The sequence below is a fragment of the Serratia sp. A07 genome, assembly GCF_058725505.1.
Genome location: NZ_JBZXDO010000007.1, coordinates 220,682 through 232,573, shown reverse-complemented (window position 1 = coordinate 232,573; position 11,892 = coordinate 220,682). Strand labels below are relative to the sequence as shown.

The window sequence follows — 11,892 nt, the reverse complement described above, 5'->3', positions numbered from 1 at the left end:
ACACCGAAGGTGTTTTGGTGAGACCAAGACAATATTCAGCTTGTTTACAGATTGGTTCTGATGGCGACACGAGAGTGGCGCGGTTGGAATAAAACGAATTTGCCTGGCGGCAATAGCGCGGTGGTCCCACCTGACCCCATGCCGAACTCAGAAGTGAAACGCCGTAGCGCCGATGGTAGTGTGGGGTCTCCCCATGCGAGAGTAGGACACTGCCAGGCATCAAATAAACGTTATCAGTGTGACGACTGGTAATGCGCAAATCGCAGAGCGCGATTTTGCCGGCATCGAGAGATGCAACGTAAAAGAATCGGTGGAGCGGTAGTTCAGTTGGTTAGAATACCTGCCTGTCACGCAGGGGGTCGCGGGTTCGAGCCCCGTCCGTTCCGCCACTTATTTAATTATGCCTGCTTTATTAGCAGGAATAATGTTAAGCGAGATTTAGGGGCGTAGCTCAGTTGGTAGAGCACCGGTCTCCAAAACCGGGTGTCGCGAGTTCGAGTCTCTCCGCCCCTGCCATATTAAGAACCCTTTGCGAAAGCAAAGGGTTTTTTTTGCCTATCATTTTTCTTCCTTACCGCTTTGGAACAGAGCACATGGATGTTAGGTGCCGATGTTTGCCCGATCCTGGTTGCTCCATCTTTCTTCCGATCTTTACCCCCGTGACCTCCTGATTCCCTTGCTGTTTTGCATTATCTCCTCTCAGAAGGCGATGAGCGCGTTTTTGCTTGATAGACAGTCATGACCACGATGACGGCGTTTAAGGCCGCCATAACGCTTTAGGCTGCGGTATTTAAAGGTATTTTAAGTAATTGCCGAATCAAAGGCTGTTGATCGCTGTTTTGCAACCAGACGGCATACAGTGGGCGGATAATCGGCGGGATTTCAGCGGCGGCCACCAGCTGTGGGTACTCTTGTTCCCACTGGCTGGGCAGGAAAGCGCATCCGCCCGTGGTTTCCAGCAGCTGACGCGTCAGGTGAGCGGAGGTAGTGGTGAGCACCGGCACGTTATCGCCTTCCAGCATGCGGCTTTCCTGTTGGTGAAAGTCGGCTCCCCATTCCAGCTTGATGTAGGGCATTGGGGCTTGTTTATCACGATGCGCGGATGAGAACAGGCGTAATGAGAAATTGCTCAGCTGCTGGCTGGCCAATTCATCCATCTTCGGCGGTTCAGTGGTGATCAGTAAATCGAGCTGCCTTTCATGCAGTTGTTTTACCAAAGAGTGCCTTAATGCCACCCTGGCTTCGAGCTGTAGCGCCTCGCGTTGTTGATAGAGCGCCTGCAACCAGGGGGTCAGATAGGCTTCCCACAGCGAAGCGGTCGCGCCGATCGACAACTCGGTGTGTTGCAGCGAACGCACGACCTCCTTCTTCGCCAGCTGCCAGGTGTTCATCAGGCTCTCGGCATAGGGCAGAAGCCGCTCACCGGCAGGTGTCAGGCGGATATTATTGCGATGACGGGTAAATAAATTTGCGCCCAGCTGGTTTTCTAACTGACGGATGCGGAAACTGACCGCGGACTGCGTTAAGTACAAAGATTCTGCGGCTCTGCCAAAGTGACGCGTTCTACTGACCTCCAAAAAGGTTTTCAGTAATTCGGTATCCACACCTATCTCCAAAAAAATTTGTCGTTAAGATTTAAATGTTTTGTTTTACACGCTGTCAAGCCTATCTAATACTCCGCGCCATAAACAGCACGGCCATAAGAGAATTAGGAGCGTGTCAGATGGCGGATAGCTTCACCACGACCAATCGTTTTTTTGATAATAAACATTACCCTCGCGGGTTCTCCCGTCACGGCGATTTCACCATTAAAGAGGCGCAATTGCTAGAGCGCTTCGGCTACGCGTTTAACGAGCTGGACTCGGGCAAACGTCAGCCAGCCACTGAAGAGGAACAGCTGTTCGTCGCAGTGTGCCGCGGTGAGCGCGAAGCGGCTACCGAGCAGGAAAAAGTATGGGCTAAATATCTGGCGCGCACACGTCGCCCGAAGAAATTCCATACTCTGTCCGGCGGTAAACCGCAGGCTGACGCAGTAGAAGATTACAGCGACAGCGACGACTAAAGACGATGGGGCCTGCGGGCCCCATTTTCTATTCCAGACTACGATGCAGTTGTAACAGCAGACGGTCCATACTGCGATAGCCCAGCGCTTCGCAGAGGTGGCTCCTGTTGAGCTCCGCATCCCCCGCCAAATCCGCCAGCGTGCGCGCCACTTTCAAAATGCGCTGCCAGGCGCGGACCGATAACCCCAGCGCGTTTAATGTTGCCTCCAAAAACTCGGCGTCTGCTGCCTGCAGAACGCAATCACGTTCCACTTCGCGGTTGCTCAACAGCGCGTTGACTTTCCCGGCGCGTTCGAGCTGCCGGGCGCGTGCCTGCTGCACCCGCTTCCGCACCTGCTCACTGCTCTCTCCATGCGTTTTCCGCTGACTGAGCGTACCCGGCGGTAACAGCGGCACTTCGATAGAAAGATCGAAACGGTCGAGAAAAGGCCCTGACAGCCGGGCCAGATAGCGTAATACCTGCTGCGGCGAGGCGCGATTGTGTAACCCCTGATAATGCCCGGTCGGGCTGGGGTTCATTGCCGCAATCAACTGCACTCTGGCGGGGAAACAGACCTTGGCGTTGGCGCGTGAAATTACGATCTCGCCGGACTCCAGCGGCTCACGCAGCGCATCCAGCACCTTACGCTCGAATTCCGGTAGCTCATCCAGAAACAGCACGCCGTTATGCGCCATAGAGATTTCACCCGGGCGCGGCAGTGAGCCGCCGCCGACCAACGCCGCCATCGATGCACTGTGATGCGGTGCGCGAAACGGCCTCTGGCGCCATGGCAGGGCGGCGGGGATATGGTGCTGCAAGCTGGCGACCGCCAGGCTTTCCAGCGCCTCATGCTCCGTGAGCGGCGGCAGCAAGCCCGTGAGGCGGCTGGCCAACATGGTTTTACCGGTGCCCGGCGGCCCAATCAGCAGCAGGTTATGCCCGCCGGCGGCGGCGATCTCCAGAGCCCGCTTGGCCTGTTCCTGGCCGATGATGTCGCGCAGATCGGCGCTGTCGCAGGCGTTGTCCACAGCGGGAGGCATGGCTGCCACCGGCAATTCGCCCTGGCCGAGGAGAAAGGCGCAGACTTCCAACAGGTGCCGGGCGGTATGGGATTGTGACTGTGCGATCAGGCCGACCTCAGCGGTATTGTCCGTCGAGAGGACCAGTTGTCGTCCTGCATCAGCCGCTGCCAGCGCCGCCGGGATCGCGCCCCTGACCGCCCGCAGTGAGCCGGACAGTGCGAGCTCGCCAAGAAACTCGTAACGCGCCAACGGTGCGAGGGGCAATTGCTCGGAGGCGGCGAGGATCGCCAGCGCTATGGGCAGATCGTAACGCCCGCCTTCTTTCGGCAGGTCGGCCGGCGCCAAATTGACGGTGATGCGCCGGGCGGGAAAGGTGAAACCGTTGTTGATCAGGGCGCTGCGCACTCGGTCGCGCGCCTCTTTCACCGTGGTTTCCGGCAGACCGACCAGCGTCAGGCCGGGCAGGCCATTGCTGATATGCACCTCCACCGTTACCGAAGGGGCCTGAACGCCGATGATGGCGCGGCTATAGATTACCGCCAATGACATATCGCTCTCCTTGCTGAGGGCAACATGATGCGCGATTCATTCTGGCTTCGCGCGGCGTTATTAGCGATTTTTCCCGGAGGTTCGCAGCGTAATTGCCGATTTTCATTTCAGCGAATGAGGTTGTGCGATCTGTCTCGCAGGCTGCGGCAATACCCATTAACAATATCGCCGAAGGCTGCAACACATTAGCGGCCCAGACGCATTGCAACCATAGGCTTAATGGGTGTATTTAACAATTGATTAAAAGAAAAATCACTTCTTTAACAAACTCCGACCGCCGCCGCATTCTGCCCGGCAGCCGCTAAGCCTCCTGACTTCGTACTCTACGGTAGGGATAACACTATGTTTGGTTGGACCCCGCTGCAACGCAATGCGGCAATCGCCAGCTTTTCAAGCTGGACGCTCGATGCTTTCGATTTTTTCGTGCTGGTATTCTTACTCAGCGATATCGCGCAATCCTTTCACGTTGGCCTGGAACAGGTGACGTTGGCGATTCTGCTCACGCTGGCGGTGCGGCCTATCGGCGCGCTGATCTTCGGGCGCGCGGCGGAAAAATATGGCCGCAAGCCGATCCTGATGCTGAATATCGTCTTCTTCTCGGTGTTTGAGCTGTTCTCCGCCGCCGCGCCCTCGCTGACGGTCTTTTTGCTGCTGCGGGTGCTGTACGGGGTTGCGATGGGCGGCATCTGGGGCGTGGCGTCGTCATTGGCGATGGAAACCATACCGGACCGCTCACGCGGCCTGATGTCGGGTATTTTCCAGGCCGGCTATCCGTTCGGTTATCTGCTGGCGGCGGTGGTGTACGGCCTGCTGTTCGAAACGGTCGGCTGGCGCGGCATGTTCGTTATCGGCGCAGCGCCGATCCTGCTGCTGCCGTTTATTTATTATTGCGTGCAGGAGTCGCCGGTGTGGCTGGCGGCGCGCGAACGCAAAGAAAGCACCGCCTTGCTACCGGTGCTGAAGAGCCACTGGAAGCTGTGCTGCTATCTGGTGCTGCTGATGGCGGCGTTCAATTTCTTCTCCCACGGCACGCAAGATCTGTATCCGGTATTTTTGAAAGTTCAGCACGGTTTCGACCCTAAAACCGTCAGTATCATTGCCATAAGCTACAATATCGCGTCCATTATCGGCGGCGTTTTCTTCGGTTCGTTATCGGAAAAGATCGGCCGTAAGAAAGCGATCATCATCGCCGCGCTGCTGGCGTTGCCGGTGATCCCGCTGTGGGCGTTTTCCAGCGGTTCACTGATGCTCGGGATCGGCGCTTTCCTGATGCAGTTTATGGTGCAGGGTGCCTGGGGCGTGATACCGACCTACCTGACCGAACTGGTGCCAGCCAACACCCGCGCGGTGCTGCCGGGGTTCGTGTACCAGCTGGGCAACCTGATCGCTTCGGTCAACGCCACGCTGCAAGCCACCATCGCCGAGCATCATGGGCACAATTACGGCCTGGCGATGGCGATCGTCGCCGGTACGGTGGCGGTGGCGATCGCCCTGTTGGTGTTCTTTGGCAAGGATACGCGCGGCAAGGCGATCACCGACGCGGTGAAAAATCCTGGCATGCGCGCCAACGTGTGAAAGAGTGGCGATTTGCGTGAGGTATGACCAGATTGCGCCGAATAATAACGCAAAAAAAGTGTTGTCATGCCGCGCGCGACTATGGTACCTCTGTAAGCATTAGTTCTGAATGAGCACAGTGAACAAACCCATTATGAAAGCCTTTGCCCAAGTGATTAGCCTAGTCGTGATTAGCGTGGTGGTGATTATTATCCCACCGTGCGGGGCTGCACTTGGACGAAGAAAGGCTTAGCAAACAAGCCGGAATCGCAAGAGAACCCCCGCACCGTCAGGTCCGGGGGTTTTTTATTGGCAAGAGAAAAGTGGAGCAAGGGGCAGAGCATGAAAAACAGAACAAAATCCTGCAGTTGTCGAAGTAAGGCGGGGAAATAACTATGAATGGCGCTCAGTGGGTAGTTCAAGCGTTGCGTGCGCAGGGTGTGGATACCGTATTCGGCTATCCGGGGGGGGCAATCATGCCGGTGTACGATGCGCTGTACGACGGCGGTGTGGAACACCTGCTGTGCCGCCATGAGCAGGGCGCCGCGATGGCCGCCATCGGCTACGCCCGCGCCACCGGCAAAGTCGGCGTTTGCATCGCCACTTCCGGCCCTGGCGCCACCAACCTGATCACTGGCCTGGCTGATGCGCTGCTCGATTCCGTTCCCGTTGTCGCCATCACCGGTCAGGTGGGTTCCGCGCTGATCGGCACCGATGCCTTTCAGGAGATCGATGTTCTCGGCCTGTCTCTGGCCTGCACCAAGCACAGTTTCCTGGTGGAATCGCTGGACGCTTTGCCGGGCATCATGGCGGAAGCGTTCGCCATCGCCGCAGGCGGCCGCCCTGGCCCGGTGCTGATCGATATCCCGAAAGACATCCAGCTGGCGCAGGGCGACTTGCACCCGCATCTGATGCCGGTCGACGAAGCGCCGGCGTTCCCGGCGGCAGCGTTGGCAGAAGCGGCCGAGCTGCTGGCGCAGGCGCACAAACCGATGCTGTACGTCGGCGGCGGCGTGGGCATGGCACAGGCGGTGCCGGCGCTGCGTGAATTTATCGCCGTGACCCGCATGCCGAACGTCGCCACCCTGAAAGGACTGGGCGCGCCGGATGCGCAAGATCCGCTGTACCTCGGCATGTTGGGCATGCACGGCACCAAGGCTGCCAACCTGGCGGTGCAGGCGTGCGATTTGCTGATTGCCGTCGGTGCGCGTTTCGATGACCGCGTGACCGGCAAACTGAACGCCTTCGCACCGCACGCCAAAGTGATCCACATGGATATCGATCCGGCGGAGATGAGCAAGCTGCGCCAGGCGCATGTGGCCCTGCAGGGCGATCTGAAAGCGTTGCTGCCGGCGTTGCAGCGCCCGCTGAACATCGCCGCCTGGCAGCAGCAGGTGGCGGCACTGAAAGCCGAACACGCCTGTCGCTACGATCACCCCGGCCAGCCGATCTACGCGCCATTGTTCTTGCGCCAGCTGTCCGCCCGCAAGCCGGCCAACAGCGTGGTGACCACCGACGTGGGCCAGCACCAGATGTGGAGCGCGCAGCACATGACGTTCGAACGCCCGGAGAATTTCATCACCTCCAGCGGCCTCGGCACCATGGGGTTCGGCGTGCCGGCGGCGGTGGGGGCCCAGATCGCGCGCCCGCATGATACGGTGATCTGCGTCTCGGGCGATGGCTCCTTCATGATGAACGTGCAGGAGCTGGGTACCATCAAGCGCAAACAGCTGCCGCTCAAGATCGTGCTGCTGGACAACCAGCGCCTCGGAATGGTGCGTCAGTGGCAGCAGCTGTTCTTCGACGGCCGCTACAGCGAAACCAACCTGTCCGATAACCCCGACTTCCTGATGCTGGCCGCCGCCTTCGGCATTCCCGGCCAGCGCATCAGCCGCAAGGATCAGGTGGAGGGCGCGCTCGAGGCGCTGTTCAACACCGAAGGCCCTTATCTGCTGCAGGTCTCTATCGACGAACTCGAAAACGTCTGGCCGCTGGTGCCGCCGGGCGCCGGCAACGAAACCATGTTGGAGGAAATATCATGATGCAGCATCAACTCTCTATCCAGGCGCGTTTTCGCCCCGAAATGTTAGAGCGCGTATTGCGGGTCGTGCGTCATCGCGGCTTTCAGGTTTGTGCTATGAATATGGTTTCTCCGGCCAACGCCGACAGCATCAATATCGAATTGACCGTTGCCAGCCCGCGTCCGGTCGCCCTGTTGTCATCTCAGCTAAGCAAACTGCTGGACGTCTCCTGCGTCGAGATCCAGCAGCCAACATCACAACAAATACGCGCCTGAGGCGCCGAGAAGGATAAATAACAATGACAAAGAAAGCCGATTACATTTGGTTCAATGGTGAGATGGTTCCCTGGGCCGAGGCCAAAGTGCACGTGATGTCGCACGCGCTGCATTACGGCACGTCGGTATTTGAAGGCGTGCGCTGTTACGACTCGCACTTGGGGCCGGTGGTGTTTCGCCATCGCGAGCATATGCAGCGCCTGCATGACTCGGCAAAAATCTACCGCATGCCGGTTTCGCAAAGCGTCGACGAGCTGATGGAAGCCTGCCGCGCCACGCTGCGCAAGAACAACCTGGTCAGCGCGTACATCCGCCCGCTGGTGTTCGTCGGCGATGTCGGCATGGGCGTCAACCCGCCGGCCGGTTACAAAACGGACGTGATTATCGCGGCGTTTCCTTGGGGCGCTTATCTGGGTGAAGAAGCGCTGGATCAAGGCATCGATGCGATGGTCTCCTCCTGGCACCGCGTCGCACCAAACACGATCCCCACTGCGGCCAAGGCCGGCGGTAACTATCTTTCCTCCCTGCTGGTGGGCAGCGAAGCGCGTCGCCACGGCTATCAGGAAGGCATCGCGCTCGACGTCCACGGTTACATTTCCGAAGGGGCGGGCGAGAACCTGTTTGAAGTGAAAGACGGCGTGATTTACACCCCGCCGTTCACCTCTTCGGCGCTGCCGGGCATCACCCGCGACGCGATCATCAAGCTGGCGAAAGACATGGGCTTCGAAGTGCGTGAGCAGGTGCTGTCGCGCGAATCGCTGTACCTGGCCGACGAAGTGTTCATGTCCGGCACCGCGGCGGAAATCACGCCGGTACGCAGCGTGGACGGCATTCAGGTCGGCATCGGCAAATGCGGCCCGGTGACCAAACAGATCCAACAGGCGTTCTTCGGCCTGTTCAGCGGCAAGACAGAAGACAAATACGGCTGGCTGGATCCGGTAAATCCGTAACGACAAGACAGACAGATAAGAATATCCAGGCGGTTCGTTCGCCGCCTGTCATAAATACATTTGGAGTGAAAAGAGCATGCCTAAGTACCGTTCCGCCACCACCACCCACGGCCGCAATATGGCGGGTGCCCGCGCATTGTGGCGCGCGACCGGGATGACCGACGCCGATTTCGGCAAGCCGATCATCGCCGTGGTCAACTCCTTTACCCAGTTCGTGCCGGGCCACGTGCATCTGCGCGATCTGGGCAAACTGGTCGCCGAGCAGATCGAAGCTTCTGGCGGCGTGGCCAAAGAGTTCAACACCATCGCGGTGGATGACGGCATCGCCATGGGCCACGGCGGCATGCTCTATTCCCTGCCGTCGCGCGAGCTGATCGCCGACTCGGTCGAATACATGGTGAACGCCCACTGCGCCGACGCGATGGTGTGCATCTCCAACTGCGACAAGATCACCCCGGGCATGCTGATGGCGGCGTTGCGCCTGAATATCCCGGTGATCTTCGTCTCCGGCGGCCCGATGGAAGCCGGCAAGACCAAACTCTCCAACCAGATCATCAAGCTGGATCTGGTGGATGCGATGATCCAGGGCGCTAACCCGAACGTCAGCGACGCCGACAGCGAGCAGATCGAGCGTTCCGCCTGCCCGACCTGCGGTTCCTGCTCCGGCATGTTCACCGCTAACTCGATGAACTGCCTGACCGAAGCGCTGGGCCTGTCGCAGCCGGGCAACGGCTCGCTGCTGGCCACCCACGCCGATCGCAAAGCGCTGTTCCTCAACGCCGGCAAGCGCATCGTCGAGCTGACCAAACGCTATTACGAGCAGGACGACGAGAGCGCGCTGCCGCGCAATATCGCCAACAAGGCGGCGTTTGAGAACGCCATGACGCTGGACATCGCCATGGGTGGCTCGACCAACACCGTACTGCACCTGCTGGCTTCGGCGCAGGAAGGCGAGGTGGACTTCACCATGGAAGACATCGATCGCCTGTCGCGCAAAGTGCCGCACCTGTGCAAGGTGGCGCCGAGCACGCAGAAATACCATATGGAAGACGTGCACCGCGCCGGCGGCGTAATCGGCATCCTCGGCGAGCTGGATCGCGCCGGCTTGCTGAACCGCGAGGTGAACAACGTGCTGGGGCTGACCCTGCCGCAGACGCTGGAAGCCTACGACGTAATGCTGACCCGCGACGAAAGCGTCAAGAAAATGTACTCCGCCGGGCCGGCCGGTATCCGCACCACGCAGGCATTCTCGCAGGACTGCCGCTGGGATTCGCTGGACACCGACCGCAAGGAGGGCTGCATCCGCACCCGTGAACACGCCTACAGTCAGGACGGCGGGTTGGCGGTGCTGTACGGTAACCTGGCGGAAAACGGCTGCATCGTCAAAACCGCCGGCGTAGACAAGGAAATCCTCACCTTCCGCGGCCCGGCCAAAGTGTATGAAAGCCAGGATGATGCGGTAGAAGCGATCCTCGGCGGCAAAGTGGTGGCGGGCGACGTGGTCGTTATCCGTTACGAAGGGCCGAAAGGCGGGCCGGGCATGCAGGAAATGCTTTACCCAACCACGTATCTGAAATCGATGGGGCTGGGCAAGGCGTGCGCGCTGATTACCGACGGGCGTTTCTCCGGCGGCACCTCGGGGCTGTCCATCGGCCACGCCTCGCCGGAGGCGGCCAACGGCGGCCTGATCGCCCTGGTGCAGGACGGCGACATGATCGCGATCGACATTCCTCATCGCGGCATCCAGCTGGACGTCAGCGAGCAGGAGCTGGCGGCGCGGCATGAAGCGGAACTGGCGCGCGGCGACGCGGCCTGGACGCCGAAAAACCGTGAGCGTCAGGTATCCTTCGCGCTGCGCGCCTACGCCTCGTTGGCCACCAGCGCCGACAAAGGCGCGGTGCGCGACAAGAGCAAACTGGGGGGATAAGCAGCATGGCGGTCTCTCAACCCCTACCCAGTGCCCCCTGCGGCGCGGAATATCTGCGAGCGGTACTGCGCTCGCCGGTCTACGAGGTGGCGCAGGTCACCCCGTTGCAGGCCATGAGCAAAATTTCTTCGCGCCTCGGCAACACCATTTTGGTGAAGCGCGAAGATCGCCAGCCGGTGCACAGCTTCAAGCTGCGCGGGGCCTATGCGATGATCGCCGGGCTGGACGAAGAGCAGAAGGCGCGCGGCGTCGTGACGGCTTCGGCCGGCAACCACGCGCAGGGCGTCGCCTTCTCCGGTAAACGGCTGGGCATCAAAACGCTGATCGTGATGCCGGTGTCCACTGCGGACATCAAGGTGGATGCGGTGCGCGGTTTCGGCGGTGAAGTGCTGCTGCACGGCGCCAATTTCGACGAGGCCAAAGCGAAGGCGATCGAGCTTTCCCAGCAGCAGGGCATGACCTTCGTGCCGCCGTTCGATCATCCGACGGTGATCGCCGGGCAGGGCACGCTGGCGATGGAGCTGCTACAGCAAGACGCGCATCTGGATCGGGTCTTCGTGCCGGTCGGCGGCGGCGGCCTGGCCGCCGGGGTGGCGGTGCTGATCAAGCAGCTGATGCCGCAGATCAAAGTGATCGGCGTCGAAGCGGAAGACTCCGCCTGCCTGCGCGCGGCGCTGGATGCCGGCCATCCGGTGGATCTGGCGCGCGTCGGGCTGTTCGCCGAAGGCGTGGCGGTGAAGCGTATCGGCGACGAAACCTTCCGCCTGTGCCGTGAGTATCTGGACGACGTAATCACTGTGGACAGCGACGCCATCTGTGCGGCGGTCAAAGATCTGTTTGAGGACGTGCGTGCCATTGCCGAACCTTCCGGCGCGCTGGCACTGGCGGGGCTGAAAAAGTACGTCCAGCAGCACAACATTCAGGGCGAGCGTCTGGCGCACGTGCTGTCTGGCGCCAACCTCAACTTCCATGGGCTGCGCTACGTTTCCGAACGCTGCGAACTGGGCGAACAGCGTGAAGCGCTGTTGGCGGTGACCATTCCGGAACAGCAGGGCAGCTTCCTCAAGTTCTGCCAACTGTTGGGCGGCCGCTCGGTGACCGAATTCAACTATCGCTACGCCGATGCCGACAACGCCTGTATTTTTGTCGGCGTGCGTCTGACGCGCGGGCACGCCGAACGGCGGGAAATCATCGACGAGCTCAATGCCGACGGTTATCAGGTGGTGGATCTGTCGGACGACGAGATGGCCAAACTGCACGTGCGCTACATGGTGGGCGGGCGTCCGTCGAAGCCGCTGCGCGAACGGCTGTACAGCTTTGAGTTTCCGGAGTCGCCGGGCGCGCTGCTGAAATTCCTGCAAACGCTGGGCACGCACTGGAACATTTCGCTGTTCCACTATCGCAGCCACGGCACCGACTTCGGCCGGGTGCTGGCGGCCTTCGAACTGGCGCAAACCGAGCCGGAATTCGAGCGGCACCTGCAGGCGCTGGGCTACGATTGCCACGACGAAACCGACAACCCGGCGTTCCGCTTCTTTTTGCAGGGGTGAG

General features: G+C 60.1%; 10 protein-coding genes, 2 tRNA genes and 1 rRNA gene. 11 read left to right on the top strand and 2 right to left on the bottom strand.

Features of this window, described 5'->3' with window-relative positions; translation table 11 throughout:
* Nucleotides 1-102: 102 nt before the first annotated feature.
* The 3 genes from rrf to AC4PR2_RS10625 all read left to right on the top strand — a co-directional run bounded on the left by rrf (nt 103) and on the right by AC4PR2_RS10625 (nt 516).
* Nucleotides 103-218: ribosomal RNA gene (gene rrf, locus AC4PR2_RS10635) — 5S ribosomal RNA — on the top strand.
* Between the two features lie 94 nt (nt 219-312).
* Nucleotides 313-389: transfer RNA gene (locus tag AC4PR2_RS10630), tRNA-Asp, on the top strand.
* Between the two features lie 51 nt (nt 390-440).
* Nucleotides 441-516, top strand: a tRNA-Trp gene (locus AC4PR2_RS10625).
* Nucleotides 517-776: 260 nt separating this feature from the next.
* On the opposite strand, the gene hdfR is transcribed toward AC4PR2_RS10625, so the two are convergent.
* Nucleotides 777-1,604, bottom strand: coding sequence for an HTH-type transcriptional regulator HdfR (gene hdfR, locus AC4PR2_RS10620; RefSeq protein ID WP_047729627.1), 828 nt, complete (start codon nt 1,602-1,604; stop codon nt 777-779).
* Nucleotides 1,605-1,723: 119 nt separating this feature from the next.
* On the opposite strand from hdfR, the gene AC4PR2_RS10615 reads away from it, so the two are divergent.
* Nucleotides 1,724-2,062 (top strand): MaoP family protein, encoded by a 339-nt coding sequence (locus tag AC4PR2_RS10615; protein WP_019455272.1) that lies wholly within the window; start codon nt 1,724-1,726, stop codon nt 2,060-2,062.
* Nucleotides 2,063-2,090: 28 nt separating this feature from the next.
* Here the strand turns inward: AC4PR2_RS10615 and AC4PR2_RS10610 are convergent, their stop codons facing one another.
* Nucleotides 2,091-3,614: a YifB family Mg chelatase-like AAA ATPase gene (locus tag AC4PR2_RS10610; RefSeq protein ID WP_443014816.1), complete on the bottom strand. Its 1,524-nt coding sequence runs from the start codon at nt 3,612-3,614 to the stop codon at nt 2,091-2,093.
* 342 nt (nt 3,615-3,956) lie between these two features.
* On the opposite strand from AC4PR2_RS10610, the gene AC4PR2_RS10605 reads away from it, so the two are divergent.
* The 7 genes from AC4PR2_RS10605 (at nt 3,957) to ilvA (ending at nt 11,891) form a co-directional block, all read left to right on the top strand.
* The gene (locus tag AC4PR2_RS10605; protein WP_197804301.1) at nt 3,957-5,189 is read left to right on the top strand and encodes an MFS transporter; all 1,233 of its coding nucleotides are present in this window, start codon (nt 3,957-3,959) and stop codon (nt 5,187-5,189) included.
* A gap of 133 nt (nt 5,190-5,322) precedes the next feature.
* Nucleotides 5,323-5,421: an ilv operon leader peptide gene (ilvL, locus tag AC4PR2_RS10600; protein ID WP_013814970.1), complete on the top strand. Its 99-nt coding sequence runs from the start codon at nt 5,323-5,325 to the stop codon at nt 5,419-5,421.
* A 142-nt stretch (nt 5,422-5,563) separates the two neighbouring features.
* Nucleotides 5,564-7,210: an acetolactate synthase 2 catalytic subunit gene (ilvG, locus tag AC4PR2_RS10595; RefSeq protein WP_197804302.1), complete on the top strand. Its 1,647-nt coding sequence runs from the start codon at nt 5,564-5,566 to the stop codon at nt 7,208-7,210.
* Nucleotides 7,207-7,464 carry an acetolactate synthase 2 small subunit gene (gene ilvM, locus AC4PR2_RS10590; protein WP_038874702.1) on the top strand — a complete coding sequence of 86 codons (258 nt, stop codon included), beginning with the start codon at nt 7,207-7,209 and terminating at the stop codon, nt 7,462-7,464. The genes ilvG and ilvM overlap by 4 nt, the downstream gene beginning before the upstream one ends.
* 23 nt (nt 7,465-7,487) lie before the next feature.
* A complete protein-coding gene (locus tag AC4PR2_RS10585; protein WP_033636413.1) occupies nt 7,488-8,414 on the top strand; it encodes a branched-chain amino acid transaminase in 927 nt (308 codons plus the stop codon).
* Between the two features lie 76 nt (nt 8,415-8,490).
* On the top strand, nt 8,491-10,341 hold the full coding sequence (gene ilvD / locus AC4PR2_RS10580; RefSeq protein WP_033649965.1) for a dihydroxy-acid dehydratase: 1,851 nt from the start codon (nt 8,491-8,493) through the stop codon (nt 10,339-10,341).
* Between the two features lie 5 nt (nt 10,342-10,346).
* Nucleotides 10,347-11,891, top strand: a complete 1,545-nt coding sequence (gene ilvA / locus AC4PR2_RS10575) for a threonine ammonia-lyase, biosynthetic (protein WP_033654502.1) — start codon at nt 10,347-10,349, stop codon at nt 11,889-11,891.
* Nucleotide 11,892: the final 1 nt, after the last annotated feature.

Excerpts from the sequence above, each read along its gene's own strand:
- ilvL (WP_013814970.1), top strand. The coding sequence starts at position 5,323 with ATGAAAGCCTTTGCCCAAGTGATTAGCCTAGTCGTGATTAGCGTGGTG.
- ilvA (WP_033654502.1), top strand. The coding sequence starts at position 10,347 with ATGGCGGTCTCTCAACCCCTACCCAGTGCCCCCTGCGGCGCGGAATAT.
- AC4PR2_RS10585 (WP_033636413.1), top strand. The coding sequence starts at position 7,488 with ATGACAAAGAAAGCCGATTACATTTGGTTCAATGGTGAGATGGTTCCC.
- ilvG (WP_197804302.1), top strand. The coding sequence starts at position 5,564 with ATGAATGGCGCTCAGTGGGTAGTTCAAGCGTTGCGTGCGCAGGGTGTG.
- ilvM (WP_038874702.1), top strand. The coding sequence starts at position 7,207 with ATGATGCAGCATCAACTCTCTATCCAGGCGCGTTTTCGCCCCGAAATG.
- AC4PR2_RS10615 (WP_019455272.1), top strand. The coding sequence starts at position 1,724 with ATGGCGGATAGCTTCACCACGACCAATCGTTTTTTTGATAATAAACAT.
- ilvD (WP_033649965.1), top strand. The coding sequence starts at position 8,491 with ATGCCTAAGTACCGTTCCGCCACCACCACCCACGGCCGCAATATGGCG.
- AC4PR2_RS10605 (WP_197804301.1), top strand. The coding sequence starts at position 3,957 with ATGTTTGGTTGGACCCCGCTGCAACGCAATGCGGCAATCGCCAGCTTT.
- AC4PR2_RS10610 (WP_443014816.1), bottom strand. The coding sequence starts at position 3,614 with ATGTCATTGGCGGTAATCTATAGCCGCGCCATCATCGGCGTTCAGGCC.